At 67.2% G+C, this 14,600-nt stretch carries 16 protein-coding genes; 2 read left to right on the plus strand and 14 right to left on the minus strand.

Features of this window, described 5'->3' with window-relative positions; translation table 11 throughout:
* Nucleotides 1–7: 7 nt before the first annotated feature.
* From cdd to DES45_RS12350, 6 genes are all read right to left on the minus strand, one after another.
* Nucleotides 8–412, minus strand: a complete 405-nt coding sequence (gene cdd / locus DES45_RS12325; RefSeq protein WP_114770299.1) for a cytidine deaminase — start codon at nt 410–412, stop codon at nt 8–10.
* A 1-nt stretch (nt 413) separates the two neighbouring features.
* Nucleotides 414–1,319 (minus strand): ABC transporter permease, encoded by a 906-nt coding sequence (locus DES45_RS12330; RefSeq protein WP_114770300.1) that lies wholly within the window; start codon nt 1,317–1,319, stop codon nt 414–416.
* Between the two features lie 2 nt (nt 1,320–1,321).
* On the minus strand, nt 1,322–2,425 hold the full coding sequence (locus tag DES45_RS12335) for an ABC transporter permease (RefSeq protein ID WP_114770301.1): 1,104 nt from the start codon (nt 2,423–2,425) through the stop codon (nt 1,322–1,324).
* Nucleotides 2,422–2,856, minus strand: coding sequence for a VOC family protein (locus DES45_RS12340; protein ID WP_114770302.1), 435 nt, complete (start codon nt 2,854–2,856; stop codon nt 2,422–2,424). The genes DES45_RS12335 and DES45_RS12340 overlap by 4 nt, the downstream gene beginning before the upstream one ends.
* The gene (locus DES45_RS12345) at nt 2,856–4,379 is read right to left on the minus strand and encodes an ABC transporter ATP-binding protein (protein WP_114770303.1); all 1,524 of its coding nucleotides are present in this window, start codon (nt 4,377–4,379) and stop codon (nt 2,856–2,858) included. The genes DES45_RS12340 and DES45_RS12345 overlap by 1 nt, the downstream gene beginning before the upstream one ends.
* A gap of 117 nt (nt 4,380–4,496) precedes the next feature.
* A complete protein-coding gene (locus DES45_RS12350; protein WP_114770304.1) occupies nt 4,497–5,501 on the minus strand; it encodes a BMP family lipoprotein in 1,005 nt (334 codons plus the stop codon).
* A gap of 155 nt (nt 5,502–5,656) precedes the next feature.
* Between DES45_RS12350 and DES45_RS12355 the strand changes: the two genes are divergently transcribed.
* Complete coding sequence (locus tag DES45_RS12355; RefSeq protein WP_173947655.1) at nt 5,657–6,472, plus strand: HesA/MoeB/ThiF family protein; 816 nt, start codon at nt 5,657–5,659, stop codon at nt 6,470–6,472.
* A 71-nt stretch (nt 6,473–6,543) separates the two neighbouring features.
* Here DES45_RS12355 and pheT read toward each other — a convergent pair whose 3' ends face one another.
* From pheT to DES45_RS12390, 7 genes are all read right to left on the minus strand, one after another.
* Nucleotides 6,544–8,967: a phenylalanine--tRNA ligase subunit beta gene (gene pheT / locus DES45_RS12360; RefSeq protein WP_114770305.1), complete on the minus strand. Its 2,424-nt coding sequence runs from the start codon at nt 8,965–8,967 to the stop codon at nt 6,544–6,546.
* Nucleotides 8,964–9,497: an endonuclease domain-containing protein gene (locus DES45_RS26055; RefSeq protein ID WP_114770306.1), complete on the minus strand. Its 534-nt coding sequence runs from the start codon at nt 9,495–9,497 to the stop codon at nt 8,964–8,966. The genes pheT and DES45_RS26055 overlap by 4 nt, the downstream gene beginning before the upstream one ends.
* A 2-nt stretch (nt 9,498–9,499) precedes the next feature.
* Nucleotides 9,500–10,582: a phenylalanine--tRNA ligase subunit alpha gene (gene pheS, locus DES45_RS12370; protein WP_114770307.1), complete on the minus strand. Its 1,083-nt coding sequence runs from the start codon at nt 10,580–10,582 to the stop codon at nt 9,500–9,502.
* Nucleotides 10,583–10,761: 179 nt separating this feature from the next.
* On the minus strand, nt 10,762–11,130 hold the full coding sequence (gene rplT / locus DES45_RS12375; RefSeq protein ID WP_114770308.1) for a 50S ribosomal protein L20: 369 nt from the start codon (nt 11,128–11,130) through the stop codon (nt 10,762–10,764).
* A 40-nt stretch (nt 11,131–11,170) separates the two neighbouring features.
* The gene (gene rpmI, locus DES45_RS12380) at nt 11,171–11,371 is read right to left on the minus strand and encodes a 50S ribosomal protein L35 (RefSeq protein ID WP_114770309.1); all 201 of its coding nucleotides are present in this window, start codon (nt 11,369–11,371) and stop codon (nt 11,171–11,173) included.
* A gap of 201 nt (nt 11,372–11,572) precedes the next feature.
* On the minus strand, nt 11,573–12,094 hold the full coding sequence (gene infC / locus DES45_RS12385; RefSeq protein WP_245571709.1) for a translation initiation factor IF-3: 522 nt from the start codon (nt 12,092–12,094) through the stop codon (nt 11,573–11,575).
* Nucleotides 12,095–12,232: 138 nt separating this feature from the next.
* Complete coding sequence (locus tag DES45_RS12390) at nt 12,233–13,447, minus strand: glycosyltransferase family 4 protein (RefSeq protein ID WP_114770311.1); 1,215 nt, start codon at nt 13,445–13,447, stop codon at nt 12,233–12,235.
* Between the two features lie 100 nt (nt 13,448–13,547).
* On the opposite strand from DES45_RS12390, the gene DES45_RS12395 reads away from it, so the two are divergent.
* A complete protein-coding gene (locus DES45_RS12395; RefSeq protein ID WP_114770312.1) occupies nt 13,548–14,312 on the plus strand; it encodes an alpha/beta hydrolase in 765 nt (254 codons plus the stop codon).
* Nucleotides 14,313–14,330: 18 nt separating this feature from the next.
* On the opposite strand, the gene DES45_RS12400 is transcribed toward DES45_RS12395, so the two are convergent.
* A complete protein-coding gene (locus DES45_RS12400; protein WP_114770313.1) occupies nt 14,331–14,597 on the minus strand; it encodes a BQ00720 family protein in 267 nt (88 codons plus the stop codon).
* Nucleotides 14,598–14,600 lie beyond the last annotated feature (3 nt).

Below are 14,600 nucleotides of genomic sequence, written 5' to 3' on the forward strand. Positions count from 1 at the left end.
AAATCTCTTAACGAGCAGCCAGATTGTCGGGTCCGAACGAGAAGGGCAACAGCTCATCGAGCGTGAAGCTCTTCCGGATTCCCTCAGGGCCCGCGATGTGGATCGGCGTGTCGGGGGCGGCGAATTCGCGAATGCGCTGGCGGCAGCCGCCGCAGGGCGTGACGAGGGCCTCGCCCTCACCCATCACGACGATCTGCGTGATGCGGCTCTCGCCCGCCGCCACCATGGCCGAGATGGCGCCGGCTTCGGCGCAGCTGCCGACCGGATAGGCGGCGTTCTCCACGTTGCAGCCGGTGAAGACCCGGCCGTCCGGCGTCGCGATGGCGGCCCCGACCTTGAAGCGCGAATAAGGCGCATAAGCCTTGTCCTGGATGGCCTTGGCGGCCTCGAACAGGGCATCGAGCGAGGGCATGTCAGCGCTCCTTCACATAGGGCACGCCGGAGGCGCGCGGCGGAATGGCGGTTCCGATCACGCCGGCGAGCAGGATCACAGTCATGAGATAGGGCAGCGCCTGGATGGCCTGCACCGGAACCTCGCCGATGCCGGGCAGCGCGATGCCCTGGAGTCGGATGGCGACCGCGTCGAGGAGCCCGAACAGGAAGCAGGCGCCGAGCGCCGGCCACGCGCGCCATTTGGCGAAGATGAGGGCCGCCAGCGCGATGAAGCCCTTGCCGGCCGTCATATTGGGCAGGAAGCCCGCCGACTGGCCGACGGACAGGTAGGCGCCTGCGAGACCGCACAGGACTCCGCCAATGACGACGGCCGAGTAGCGCAGGCCCGTCACGGAAATGCCCGCCGTATCGACGGCGGCCGGATTCTCGCCGACCGCCCGCAGACGCAGGCCAAAGCGCGTGCGCGCCAGCACGAACCATGTGATCGGCACGGCGAGCAGCACGAGATAGACGAGGGCCGAATGTCCGAAGATCACGTCCCCGAAGCGCTGCGCCCCTTCGAGTGGTGGCGTGCGGCCGCCCTGCCCGTACCATGCATTGCCGACGATGGCGGTCAGCCCGGCCGCCAGCATGTTGATGGCGACGCCCGAGACGATCTGGTTGCCGCGCTGGCTGATGGAGGCGAAGCCGTGGATCAGCGCGAAGACGATCGAGGCGCCGATGCCGGCGAAGAGGCCAATCCAGGCGGAGCCAAACGCGTAGGAAGCAGCCGCCGCCGCGAAGGCCGCGACCAGCATCTTGCCCTCCAGGCCGATGTCGACCACGCCCGAGCGCTCGGACCAGAGACCGGCGAGGCACGCCGCGAGCAGCGGGATCGAGAGCCGTAAGGACGAGTCGAATACTGTGACGAGAATGTCGAGATCCATGGTCAGGCCCTCGCCACGCGCGAGCGGGTCAGCGCCTGCGCCACGATGCGCCGGAACAGCCCGTCGAGGGCGCCCGCGAACAAAATGATGATGCCGCCGATCACCACCACCATGTCGCGGGTGATGGCCGGCTGCTCGAAGGCGAGTTCCGCGCCACCCTGGTAGAGGATGCCGAACAGCAGCGACGCCAGGATGATGCCGACCGGATGCGCGCGTCCCATGAGCGCCACCGCGATGCCGACGAAGCCGTAGCCGGCGGTGAATTCGAGCAGCAGGCGGTGCTGGTAGCCCATGAGCTCGTTGACCGCGAGGCCGCCGGCGAGCGCGCCGGAGATCACCATGGCGACGATGATGATGCGCCCGGGCGAGATGCCCGCATAGACCGCCGCCGTGGGGTTCGAGCCGACCACGCGGATCGCATAGCCGAGCCGCGAGCGGTAGATGAGGAGCCACACGCCGTAGGCCGCGGCCAGAGCGAGGAAAAGCGTGAGGTTGAGCTGCGAGGCCGGGATCTCGATCCCGAAGGCGCCCAGCGCCTCGTGCATGAACGGGATGTGCGACTGATCCGGAAAGGCCCGCGTCTCCGGGTTCATGGATTGCGGCTCGCGCAGCACGTTCACGAGCAGATAGACGATCAGCACGCTGGCGAGCCAGTTGAACATGATCGTGGTGATGACGATGTGGCTGCCGCGTCTGGCCTGGAGATAGCCCGGCACCGCCGCCCAGGCGGCCCCGAAGGCCGCCGCGCCCAGGATGCCGAGCGGGATCAGCAGGAAGCCCGGCAGGAAGGTCAGGTTGTTGAGGACGAGCGCGACGCCGAGGCCCGCGAGCGTCGCCTGTCCCTCGCCGCCGATGTTGAACAGCCCCGCGTGATAGGCGACGGCGACCGCGAGGCCGACGAAGATGAAGTCCGTCATGTAGAACAGGGTGAAGCCCAAGCCCTCCCCCGTGCCGAGGCTGCCCTGCAGCAGCACGCGCGTGGCGGTGAGCGGGTTCTCGCCGATGCCGAGCACCACGAGACCGGCGACCAGGAAGGCCGCGATCACCGAGACGGCCGGCACGACGACGGTGTCGGCCCATTTGGGCAGGTCGATGGGAGCGCTCACGTCTGACTGTCCGGCAGGAACAGGTGGCCCTGTTCGTCGAGAGGGAAGAACGGATTCCAGGCCACCTCCCAGAGATGGCCGTCCGGATCGGCGAAATAGCCCGAATACCCGCCCCAGAAAACATCCTGCAACGGCTTGACGGGACGGGCGCCGGCCGCGACCGCGCGGGCATAGACCTCGTCGGCCTCTTCCTTCGAGCGGGCGTTGTAGGCCAGCGTCACGGCCGCGAAGCCGGTGGGACGGTCCTCGACGCCGGCATCCTCCGCGAGGTCCGCGCGGCCGAACAGCGCCAGCGCCAAACCGTTGGCCTGGAAGAACGTGACGGAGGGCTGACTCGCCGTGGAGGCCCTCCAGCCCCAGGCCTCGTAGAAGGCGCGGGAGCGGTTCATGTCCGCGACGCCGAGCGTCACGAGAGACAGACGCGGTTGCATCAGGCGGCCTCGTCGGTGACGCCGGCCATGAGCAGGCCGAGATCCTGCTCGTTGGTCTCGGCGGGCTTGCGCTCGCCGGTGATCTGGCCGCCGCACATGGTGAGGATGCGGTCGGACAGGTTCATGATCTCGTCGAGCTCCACGGACACGAGCAGGATGCCGACGCCTGCGTCGCGCAGGGCGATCAGGCGGCGGTGGATGAACTCGATGGCGCCGATGTCGACGCCGCGGGTCGGCTGGCCGACGAGGAGCACCTTCGGCTGACGCTCGATCTCGCGCGCCAGCACGATCTTCTGCTGGTTGCCGCCGGAGAACTTCGACGTCTTGAGCCGCGGCGCGGGCGGGCGCACGTCGTAGTGCTTCATCTTGTCCGCGAGGTCCGCGATCATGCGGTCGTGGTTCAGGATCGGACCGGACCCGAGCTGTGCCTCGTCGCTGAAGCCCAGGATGGCGCTCTCGAAGGCCGGGAAGGCCGGCACGAGGCCCATGCGCAGGCGATCCTCCGGCACGTGCAGCAGGCCAAGCTGGCGCATGCGGTGCGGGTTGTGATCGGCGAAGCGGATCTCCTGTCCCTCGAAGCGCATCGCGCCGAGCACGGGCTGGCGCATGCCGGCGAGCGCTTCCAGCAGCTCGCTCTGGCCGTTGCCGGCGACGCCTGCGATGCCGACGATCTCGCCCGCGTGGACCGTGAAGGAGACATTGGCGACGCGCAGCACCCCGCGATGGTCGACCACCGACAGATTCTCGACCTGGAGCATGGGCGCACCGGGCGCGCGCTCGGACTTCTCCACCCGCAGCAGGACGCGCCGCCCGACCATGAGTTCCGCGAGTTCCGGCGGCGAGGTCCTGGCGGTCTCCACCGTCGCCACCATCTCGCCGCGGCGCATCACCGAGACGCGGTCCGTGACGGCCATGATCTCGCGCAGCTTGTGGGTGATGAGGATGACGGTCTTGCCCTGCTGCTTCAGGGCTTGCAGCAGCTCGAACAGGGCGTCGGCCTCGGGCGGCGTGAGCACCGCCGTCGGCTCGTCGAGGATGAGGATGTCCGCGCCGCGATAGAGGGCCTTCAGGATCTCGACGCGCTGCTGCAACCCGACCGAGAGGTCGCCCACGGTGGCGTTCACGTCGATCTCGAGCCCATAGTCGCGCGCGAGCCGCGCGAGCTCCGCCCGCACCTTCGCCTCGCCCGCGCGCAGCATCGTGCCGCCCTCGGCGCCGAGCATCACGTTCTCGACCACGGTCAGCGGCTCCACGAGCATGAAATGCTGGTGCACCATGCCGATCCCCACATGGATCGCATCGGCCGGGGAGCGGATCGAGACCGGCTTGCCGCCGACCCGGATCTCGCCTGAATCGGCCTCGTAGAACCCGTAGAGGATCGACATCAGGGTCGATTTGCCCGCGCCGTTCTCCCCGACGATGCCGTGGATCGTGCCGCGCTCGACGGTGAGGTTCACGTCCTTGTTGGCATGGACCTCGCCGAAGCGCTTGTTGATGTCGGAAAGCTGGATGGCCGGGGACATGAGCCTCAAAACATCGTCCCGGCCCGCCTATCGAACGGGACCGGGAACCAAAAGGAATGCGATCAATAACGCAGTCCGGGCGCCGCCCCAAGGCCGGCGCCCGGAACAGGGATTATCTTACATCGGGCACTTCGAGTCCGACATGTAGTCGTGCACCTTGATGGCGCCCGACTTGATGTCGGCGGCGGCCTTGTCGGCGGCGGCCTTCATGTCGGCGGTGACGAGCGACTTGTTGTTGTCGTCGAGGGACCAGGCGACGCCGTCCTCGGCGAGGCCGAGCACGGACACGCCCGGCTTGAAGGTGCCCTTCTTGGCCTGATCGAAGACGTTGTAGGTGGCCACGTCCACGCGCTTGACCATCGAGGTCAGCACCTTGCCGGGATGCAGGGCGTTCTGGTTGGAATCGACGCCGATGCCGAGCTTGCCGGCGTCGGCCGCCGCGCGCAGCACGCCCACGCCCGTGCCGCCGGCCGCGTGGTAGATCACGTCGGCGCCGCGGTCGATCTGGCTCTTGGCGAGCTCGCCGCCCTTCACCGGATCGTTCCAGGCCGCGCCCGTGGTGCCGGTCATGTTCTGGAACACCTCGGCGTCCTTCTTGGCGTATTTCACGCCCTGGACGTAGCCGCAGGCGAACTTGCGGATGAGCGGGATGTCCATGCCGCCCACGAAGCCGACCTTGCCGGTCTTCGAGGCCTGCGCGGCCAGGAGGCCGACCAGGAACGAGCCCTCGTGCTCCTTGAACACGATGGACTGCACGTTCGGCTTCTCGACCACCGCGTCGATGATGGCGAACTGGGTCTTCGGGAACTCGTCGGCCACCTTCTTCAGGGCCGATTCCTGGCTGAAGCCGACCGCCACGATCGGCGAGAAGCCGTCGCGGGCGAAGCGGCGCAGGGCCTGCTCGCGCTGCGCGTCGTTCTGCGGCTCGAAATCACGGTAGTCGGTCCCGGTGTCCTTCTTGTACTTCTCGGCGCCCGTATGGACGCCCTCGTTGAAGGACTTGTCGAACTTTCCGCCCAGATCGTAGACGACGGCGGGCTTGAACGCGGCCTGCTGCGCAAAGGCTGCCGTTGCGGAAAAGGCAAGACCTGCAAGTGCGAGACCGAACTTGGTGACTGTCATCGGCAAAGTTCCCTGTTTGGCGCGGGCTTTGTTACCCGGTTGCGCCCTGACGATGGCACGGGATGGGCCACGACGCCAAGCGCCCTGTCAAGCCGATCGCGCCATTTCCACCCAGAATGGTTGATAGCGTGGAGCATGTCGATAAGGTCGGAATTATGACCCTGAGCCCCGACGAAATCGACCGCTATGCCCGCCATCTGGTTCTCCGCGATATCGGAGGGCCGGGACAGCTCAAGCTCAAGGCGGCTCGGGTACTCGTGATCGGCGCCGGCGGGCTCGGCGCGCCACTCATCCAGTATCTCGCGGCGGCCGGGATCGGCACCATCGGCATCGTGGACGACGACGCGGTCTCCCTCTCGAACCTGCAGCGGCAGGTGATCCATGGGGTCGGCGACCTGGGCCGCCCGAAGACGGACAGCGCCGCCGATACGGTGCGGCGCCTCAACCCGCATGTGACGGTCGAGCCCCATGCCCTGCGGATCACCCCCGGGAACGCCCGGGAGCTGGTCCGCGCCTACGACCTCGTCGCGGACGGGTCTGACAACTTCGACACCCGCTACGCCGTCTCGGATGCGTGCTTCTTCGAAGGAAAGCCCCTGGTGACGGCCGCCCTCGGCCAGTTCGACGGCTCTCTCACGACGATCCGGGCGCACGAGGCGGGTCCGGACGGCCGGCCGAATCCGACCTATCGCTGCCTCTTCCCCTCCCCGCCCCCTCCGGGCGCCATCCCGACCTGCGCGGAGGCCGGCGTGCTGGGGGCGCTCGCGGGCGTCATGGGCAGCCTGATGGCCATGGAGGTGGTGCGGGAGGTGGTCGGCTTCGGCGAGAGCCTAGTCGGCCGGCTCCTCATGGTTGACGCGCGCTCGATGCGGTTCGACACGGTGCGCTACGGGTGGGACGAGGCCAATCCGCTGAGCGGCGGCGCACCAGCGTCGTCCCGGACGCGGCATAACCGCGATCCGGGACCGTAGGACGAGTAAAGTGCCCTATCTTGAAGGCGATCCCGGGTTCCGCCGCGCGGCCCCGGAATGGCTGTGAGGGCTCACCCCCGCAGCACCGCGCCGGTCTTCTTGACCACCTCGCCGACGATCTTGGACGAAACGGCCTCGATCTCGGTGTCGGTCAGGGTCTTTTCGGTCGGCTGGAGCGTGACGGCGATGGCCACGGACTTCTTGTCCGGGTCGATGCCGGTGCCCTCGTAGACGTCGAACACGTCGACCCCGACGACGAGCTGGCGCTCGGCCGCTTGCGCCGCCTTGACGATGTCGCCGGCCGCCACCTGACGGCCCACCACGAAGGCGAAGTCGCGGGTGATGGGCTGGAAATCGGACAGCACCAGCTTCGGCTTCATCTTGGTGGGCTTCGCCTTCGGGGGCGGCAGCGCGTCGAGGTTCAGCTCGAACGCCACAAGCGGGCCCTTGAGGTCGAGGGCCTTCAGCACCTTCGGGTGGATCTCGCCGAAGGCTCCGACCACGTTCTTCGGGCCGAACTGCAGGGTCGCCGAACGGCCCGGATGAAACCAGGCCGGCCCGCCGGGCACGACCTGGAGGCCGCCCGCCGGAATGCCGAGCGTTCCGAGAAGGGCCATGACGTCGGCCTTGGCGTCGAAGGCGTCGACGCTCTGCGCCCCACCGTCCCAATGCCGTCCGACGCCCTCGGCCCGCGCCATGCCGCGGCGCACGGCCGCCGCCTTGATGCTCTGGCCCTCGGGCTCGTCCGACGCGAAGGTCTGACCGACCTCGAACAGGGCTACGTCGCTGAAGCCGCGATCCGCATTGCGCTGCGCGGCCTTGAGCAGGCCCGGAAGGAGGCTCGGTCGCATGTCGGAGAGGTCCGACGCGATCGGGTTGGCAAGCGCCAGACGCGCATCGCCGCCGCCGAACAGCTCGGCCTCGCTCTTGGCGATGAACGACCAGGTCACGGCCTCGACCAGACCGCGCACGGCGAGTGAGCGCCGGGCGAGCCGCGTGCGCTTCTGGATCAGGGTCAGGATCGGCTTGGCGACCGTCGCCTCGATGCGCGGCAGGGGCTGCGGCTCGATGCGGTCGACGCCGGCGATGCGGATGACCTCCTCGACGAGGTCCGCCTTGCCGTCGATGTCGGGGCGCCAGGAGGGCGCCGTGACGCTGACGCGCTCGCCCGAGCCCTGGATCTCGAACCCCAGCTTCCTGAGGATTGCCTCGGACTCGGCCGGCTTCACGTCGAGGCCCGACAGGCGCGGAACCTCCGACCAGGGGAACTCGACCACGAGCCGGTCGTCCGGAACCTGGCCGGCGACCACGGCCTCGCTCGCCTCGCCGCCGCAGAGGTCGATGACGAGCTTGGTCGCGAGATCGAGCCCCGGCACCGTGAAGGCGGGATCGATGCCGCGCTCGAACCGGTAGCGCGCGTCGGTGATGATCCCTAAGCGGCGGCCCGACTGCGCGATGTTGAGCGGGTCCCAGAGGGCCGACTCGATCAGCACGTCGGTCGTCGCCTCATCGCAGCCCGAATGCTCGCCGCCCATGATGCCGGCGATGGACTCGACGCCGCTCTCGTCGGCGATCACCACGTTGCCGGAATCGAGCTTGTAGGTGCGCCCGTCGAGGGCCAGCACCTCCTCGCCGTCCCTGGCGCGGCGGACGGTGAGGTTGCCCTTCACCTTCGCGGCGTCGAAGACGTGGAGCGGACGGCCCCGATCGAAGGTCACGTAGTTGGTGATGTCGACGAGGGCGTTGATCGGGCGCAGGCCGATGGAGAGCAGGCGGCGCTGCATCCACTCCGGCGACGGGCCGTTCTTCACGCCGCGCACGAGGCGCAGCGCGAAGGCCGGGCAGAGCTTCTCGTCGCCCGGCGCGAAGTCGAGCGTCACCGAGACCGGGCATGCGCCCTTTCCGGCGACGGGCTGCACGGCATCGCCCTTCAGCGTGCCGAGGCCGGCCGCCGCGAGATCGCGGGCGATGCCGTGGATCGACGTGCAGTCGGGACGGTTCGGCGTGAGGTTGATCTCGATCACCGGATCGTCGAGGCCAGCATAGGCCGCGTAAGCCTGGCCCACCGGCGCATCCTCGGGCAGGTCGATGATGCCGTCGTGATCGTCGGAGATCTCGAGCTCCGCCGCCGAGCACAGCATGCCGGCGCTCTCGACGCCGCGGATCGTGCCGACGCCCAGCGTGATGTTCTTGCCCGGGATGTAGGTGCCGGGAGGCGCGAAGACGCTCTTCATGCCGGTGCGGGCGTTGGGCGCGCCGCAGACGACCTGGATCGGGGCGCCCTCGCCCGTATCGACCATGCAGACGCGCAGGCGATCGGCGTTCGGGTGCTGCTCGGCGGAGATCACGTAGGCGACCTTGTAGGGCGCCAGCGTCTTCGCCTTGTCCTCCACGCCCTCGACCTCGAGGCCGATGCGGGTGAGCGTCTCGACGATCTCGTCGAGGGAGGCCGAGGTCTCAAGGTGATCCGTCAGCCAGGAGAGGGTGAACTTCATGGTGTATCTCCTGCAATCGGCAGGTTGGATGGAATGTTTGCGAAGATCGTCTCAAGGACGCTGTCGAGTCCGGTCAGCACGTCGGCGTTCCAGAAGCGCAGAACTCGGTAACCTTGAGCCTCGAACCAGGCGTCCCTGGTTCGGTCACGCTCGATATGACGGTCGAAGCCATGCTGGGAGCCGTCGACCTCGATGACGATTTTCGCCGTGTGACAGATGAAATCCGCCACATAGGGCCCCATGGGAACCTGACGTCGGATGTGGAGGCCTTGGAAGCGGTGCGCCTTGAGAGCATGCCAAAGCCTGCGTTCGGCAGGCGTCATCTCGCGGCGTAACCGCTTTGCATTCGAACGCTGCAGGGACGTCACATGAGCATGCGCGGGCCTATCCCCTCCCCCCTTGTGGGGGAGGGCTAGGGAGGGGGGTACGGCGCCAACGGGTTGATCGACGCAGCCGGTCGCTCGGTGGCTACCCCCCTCTCCAACTCTCCCCCACAAGGGGGGAGAGGGCTGTTCGGGCTCGCGCGTCATCGTCACGCCGTCAGGCCGCCGACGAGGGACGGAATGTCGAGCGGGCGGAAGCCGTAATGGTTCAGCCAGCGCACGTCGGCCTCGAAGAAGGGGCGCAGGTCCGGCATGCCGTATTTGAGCATGGCGATGCGGTCGATCCCCATGCCCCAGGCGAAGCCCTGGTACTCGTCGGGGTCGAGGCCGCAATTCTTCAGCACGTTCGGATGGACCATGCCGCAGCCGAGGATCTCGAGCCAGTCCGTACCTTCGCCGAAGCGGATCTCGCCGCCCTTGCGCGAGCACTGGATGTCGACCTCCGCGGACGGCTCCGTGAAGGGGAAGAAGGACGGGCGGAACCGCATCTTCACCTGGTCGACCTCGAAGAAGGCCTTGCAGAATTCCTCCAGGATCCACTTCATGTGCGCGATGTTCGCTTGGCGGTCGATGACGAGGCCCTCGACCTGGTGGAACATCGGCGTGTGGGTCTGGTCCGAGTCGTGGCGGTAGGTGCGGCCCGGGATGATCACGCGGATCGGCGGCGCCTTCGAGGTCATCGTGCGGATTTGCACCGGCGAGGTGTGCGTGCGCAGCACCTTGCGCTCGCCCTTCTCGTCGGGGGCGAGGAAGAAGGTGTCGTGCATCTCGCGGGCCGGATGGCCTTCGGGGAAGTTCAGCGCCGTGAAGTTGAGGTAGTCCGTCTCGATGTCCGGCCCCTCGGCCACGGAGAAGCCCATGTCGGCGAAGATCGCCGTGAGCTCCTCGATCACCTGGCTGATCGGGTGGATGCGCCCGCGGATCTCCGGCGCTTCCGGAACGGGAAGCGTCACGTCGATGCGCTCGGCGGACAGCCGCGCCTCGAGGGCGGCCTCGGCAAGCGTTTCCTTGCGGGCCACGATCGCGCCCTGCACCTTGTCACGCAGGCCGTTGATGAGTGGGCCGCGCTCTTTCCGCTCCTCCGGCGTCATGGCGCCGAGGGTCTTGAGCAGTTCGGAGACGGAGCCCTTCTTGCCGAGCGCCGACACGCGCACGGTTTCGAGAGCCGCTTCGTCGCCGGCGGCTTCGACCTGGCTCAGCAGGTCACGTTCGAGTTGGTTGAGGTCAGTCATCGGTCCCTTGCCAGATGCAAGCGCTTGAGTGAGGCGCGGCGCGGGAACCGTCAAGTCTTCCGAGCCGCGGAATGGCAACCGACAGCCTGCTGCAGGCCGTCAGCGCGGATGGTCTCGGAGAAGGGGGAAAGCAGCGGTGCGGCTGAAAGGTCAGCCGCACCGGAAGCGAGTTCTGTCCTTTAGGCGGCCTGCTGCGGCAGGGAAGCCTTGGCGCGCTCCACGTAGGCGGCGAAAGCAGCCGGCTCATGGATGGCCATTTCGGACAGGACCTTGCGATCGACCTCGATCCCAGCCTTGCCGAGACCGTCGATAAATCGGGAATAGGTCAGGCCGTGCAGGCGGACGGCAGCGTTGAGACGCTGGATCCACAGAGCGCGGAAGGCGCGCTTCTTGTTCTTACGGTCGCGATAAGCATACTGCATGCTCTTCTCGACCGCCTGCTTGGCGATGCGGATGGTGTTCTTGCGGCGGCCGTAGAAACCCTTGGCGGCCTTCAGAACCTTCTTGTGCTTGGCGTGGGCGGTAACGCCCCGTTTGACGCGGGCCATTTAAAAAACTCCTTCAAAATCCGGGATGTAAGAGACCGCCTTAGCCGTTCGGCAGGAAGTACTTCTTGACGTTGTACGCGTCGCCCTCGAACATGGTCGTGGTGCCGCGCAGATTGCGGATCTGCTTCTTCGTCCGCTTGATCATCCCGTGGCGCTTGCCGGACTGGGCGTAAACGACCTTGCCGGTGCCAGTGATCTTGAAGCGCTTTTTCGCGCCCGACTTCGTCTTCAGCTTGGGCATTTTGCTCTCCTTAGGTCAGGCCGCGAGAGCGGCGAAAACCGCCTTTCGGCCCTATATTGCTGCACTGAGCAAAACAAACCGCCACGGCAGCCCTTAATCAGCCGGGCGGTTCGATGAAGGGCGGCTTATGGCAGAAGGCCGCCCGAAAATCAATGGCCGCCGGTCGCCCGACGGCCAGAATTCTGGTTCCGAATGGCTACCTTAGCGCGGTGCCAGGACCATGACGACCTGACGGCCCTCGAAGTTCGGCTCCTGCTCGACCTTGGCGAGGTCGCCCACATCCGACTTGACCCGGTCCAGGACCTTGAGGCCGAGATCCTGGTGCGCCATCTCGCGGCCGCGGAAGCGCAGGGTGATCTTCACCTTGTTGCCTTCCTCGAAGAAGCTCTTCATGGCCCGCATCTTGACGTCGTAGTCGTGGTCGTCGATGCCCGGACGGAGCTTGACCTCTTTCACCTCGACGGTCTTCTGCTTCTTGCGCGCCTCGGCGGCCTTCTTCTGCTCCAGGAAGCGGTACTTGCCGTAATCGAGGATCTTGCAGACCGGCGGAGCCGAGTTCGGAGCGATCTCGACCAGATCAAGCCCCGATTCCTCGGCCAGGCGCAACGCGTCGAGGAAGGGCATCACGCCCTTGTTCTGGCCGGATTCATCGATCAGCTGCACTTCGCGGACGCCGCGAATGTCTCGGTTGGCGCGCGGCCCGTCCTTCTGCGGCACCGGCATAGCTCTCATTGGTCGGCGAATGGCTCGTATCTCCTGTTTCAAGGGCTCAGTCGGGGGCGGCGGCCCCGGAACGGGGTCAGCTGACGGCTCGACTTTTTGCCACGGATAATCTGACATTTCGCGCAAATGCGCGGGAAGTCAACTCGTTCTGCGCGGGAAACGCCCTTCCAGCAGGTCGGAATACACCTCAAGAGTGCTCGCGACCATGCGCTCCAGCGAAAAATGGCGCTCCACGTGGTCCCTGGCCCGCACGCCCATGGCGATTCGGGCGCTGGCGCCGAGCCCCAGGGCGGCCCCGAGCGCATCTGAGAGCGCGTCCGGATCGGAGGGCGGGATCCGCCAGCCCGTCCGCTCGTGCGGCTGGACCGCCGGCGGGGACAGCACCGTCTCCGGCACGGCCCCGAGATCGGACACCACGACCGGCGTGCCCATGGCCTGGGCCTCCACCGCCGAGCGGCCGAAGGCCTCGGGCTCCGTCGACGGCACGGTCACGACCGACGCCGCCAGGAAGGCCGCCGGCATGTCGGTGCAATGGCCGACCATGCGGACGATCCCCGTGAGCTTGCGCGCCTCAATGAGGCCGTCGAGCTCCTTCACATAGGAATCGCGCCCCTGCGGATCCCCGGCCAGGATATAGGCCACGTCCCGCACGCCTGCATCGCGCAGCTTGGCGGCAGCCTCGATGAGGACCTTCTGGCCCTTCCAGCCGGTCAGGCGCGCCGCCAGGAGCACCACCCGCTCATGGGGCGCCACGTTCCAGGCCTTGCGCAGGTTCTCGACCCGCTCCGGCGCGACCGCCATCGGCGAGAAGGTGGAGAAGTCCGTTCCACGGTGGATGACCGTGATCTTCTCCGCCGCCTGCGGGTAGAGCGAGCGGATCAGCTCGCCCGTGTAGTGTGAATTGGCGATGACCGCATCACCCCGCGCCATGACGGAGTTGTAGAGCACCTTCACGGAGGAGCGGCCGGCATAGCTGCCGTGATAGGTGGTCACGAACGGAATGTTGAGCGAGCGCGCCGCCCCCAGCGCCACCCAGGCGGGCGCCCGCGACCGAGCATGGATCAGCGCCACGCGCTCGTTGTAGCAGATCCGCGCTAGGCGCCGCACGTTGACCAGCATGGAGAACGGGTTCTTGGTGGCGGCCCGGAACGGGATCCAGACGCCGCCCTTGGCCTGGAGCTCGCCCACGAGGCGGCCACCCTCCGTGGCCACGAGCGCCCGGGCGCCCGCATGGGCGAGACCCTCGGCGATGTCCACGGTCGTGCGCTCGGCGCCGCCGGCTTCGAGCTCGGGAATGATCTGGAGGATCGTCCGCCCCGCCAGCGGATGAAACTGGGAGGTCGGAAAGGCCATCCCTCCGCCGGGTCGCGTTGAAAAACTCACAGATGCAGGTGCCTTTTCGGGAGAATCATGCGCAAAGCGTTGCGTCAAAGCAGTTGAGGACAGGTTAACCATGCCGCAAAGTCATAACGTCGGCCAGGGGGCCGAGGCGCGTCAGATTGCTGTGCTGGTCCGGGACGGCAAGGGCCCGCCCGTCGTGTGGCTCGGCGGCTTCAAGTCCGACATGCAATCGACCAAGGGCGAATATCTCGACACATGGGCGACGCGGACGGGCCGCGCGCTCCTGCGCTTCGACTACAGCGGCCATGGTCAGTCCGACGGGGACTTCGAAGCCGGGACGATCTCCCGCTGGCTGGAGGAGACCGTCTCGGTGCTCACCCATTACCTGAGCGAGCGTCCGATCCTCGTCGGCTCGTCGATGGGCGGCTGGATCGCCCTTCTGGCGGCCCGGCGCCTGCGCGAGACCCGACAGGATCTGGCTCCCGTCGGCATCGTGCTGATCGCGCCCGCCGTGGACATGACCGAGCGGCTGATGTGGGAGCGGTTCCCTGAGGACATTAAGCGGGCCGTGGAGGAGACGGGGGTCTATTATCGCCCCTCGGCCTATTCGCCCGACGATCCCTACCCGATCACCAAAGTCCTGATTGAGGACGGGCGGAACCATCTTCTCCTCGGCGAGCCGATCCAGACCGGCTGCCCCGTCCACGTTCTGCAGGGAATGGAGGATCCCGACGTGCCGTGGCAGCATGCCCTGGAACTTGTCGAGCATCTGCCGGGAGACAGCGTCTCGCTGACGCTGATCAAGGACGGCGATCACCGCCTGTCCCGGCCCGAGGATCTGGAGCGCCTGATCGGGGCGATCGAAGCGATCGCGTAGAAGATCTGGCGGTGAGCCTTAATGGAGGCTCACCGTCTCGAGGTCGTGCGCCCAGGCATTGGCGACGGCGGCGTCGCGGCTGTCGGTCAGGACGATCGGCTCGCCGCTGGCGGACAGGAGGGCGAAGAGCTGCAGGCCCGGCTGGATCTTCGGGGCCTGGGGGAAGAGCCTGGCCACGTCGTCCGACTGCAGGGGCTTCACATAGGCCATCTGGCCTTCACCCAGGGTGGCGAGCTCCGCCACGTTCAGGGGGAATTCCGGGTGGATCTTGGTGTTGTGGTTCATGGT

Origin of the sequence: Microvirga subterranea, from assembly GCF_003350535.1 — a bacterium.
GTDB classification, from domain to species: Bacteria; Pseudomonadota; Alphaproteobacteria; order Rhizobiales; family Beijerinckiaceae; genus Microvirga; species Microvirga subterranea.

Bases quoted from the DNA above. Each gene is read 5' to 3' on its own strand.
- infC (WP_245571709.1), bottom strand. From the start codon at position 12,094: ATGCCGGTGCCGCAGAAGGACGGGCCGCGCGCCAACCGAGACATTCGC.
- DES45_RS12340 (WP_114770302.1), bottom strand. From the start codon at position 2,856: ATGCAACCGCGTCTGTCTCTCGTGACGCTCGGCGTCGCGGACATGAAC.
- DES45_RS12390 (WP_114770311.1), bottom strand. From the start codon at position 13,447: ATGGCCTTTCCGACCTCCCAGTTTCATCCGCTGGCGGGGCGGACGATC.
- DES45_RS12355 (WP_173947655.1), top strand. From the start codon at position 5,657: ATGACCCTGAGCCCCGACGAAATCGACCGCTATGCCCGCCATCTGGTT.
- DES45_RS26055 (WP_114770306.1), bottom strand. From the start codon at position 9,497: ATGACGCGCGAGCCCGAACAGCCCTCTCCCCCCTTGTGGGGGAGAGTT.
- DES45_RS12395 (WP_114770312.1), top strand. From the start codon at position 13,548: ATGCCGCAAAGTCATAACGTCGGCCAGGGGGCCGAGGCGCGTCAGATT.
- pheS (WP_114770307.1), bottom strand. From the start codon at position 10,582: ATGACTGACCTCAACCAACTCGAACGTGACCTGCTGAGCCAGGTCGAA.
- DES45_RS12350 (WP_114770304.1), bottom strand. From the start codon at position 5,501: ATGACAGTCACCAAGTTCGGTCTCGCACTTGCAGGTCTTGCCTTTTCC.
- DES45_RS12400 (WP_114770313.1), bottom strand. From the start codon at position 14,597: ATGAACCACAACACCAAGATCCACCCGGAATTCCCCCTGAACGTGGCG.
- DES45_RS12330 (WP_114770300.1), bottom strand. From the start codon at position 1,319: ATGGATCTCGACATTCTCGTCACAGTATTCGACTCGTCCTTACGGCTC.
- rplT (WP_114770308.1), bottom strand. From the start codon at position 11,130: ATGGCCCGCGTCAAACGGGGCGTTACCGCCCACGCCAAGCACAAGAAG.
- cdd (WP_114770299.1), bottom strand. From the start codon at position 412: ATGCCCTCGCTCGATGCCCTGTTCGAGGCCGCCAAGGCCATCCAGGAC.
- rpmI (WP_114770309.1), bottom strand. From the start codon at position 11,371: ATGCCCAAGCTGAAGACGAAGTCGGGCGCGAAAAAGCGCTTCAAGATC.
- pheT (WP_114770305.1), bottom strand. From the start codon at position 8,967: ATGAAGTTCACCCTCTCCTGGCTGACGGATCACCTTGAGACCTCGGCC.
- DES45_RS12345 (WP_114770303.1), bottom strand. From the start codon at position 4,379: ATGTCCCCGGCCATCCAGCTTTCCGACATCAACAAGCGCTTCGGCGAG.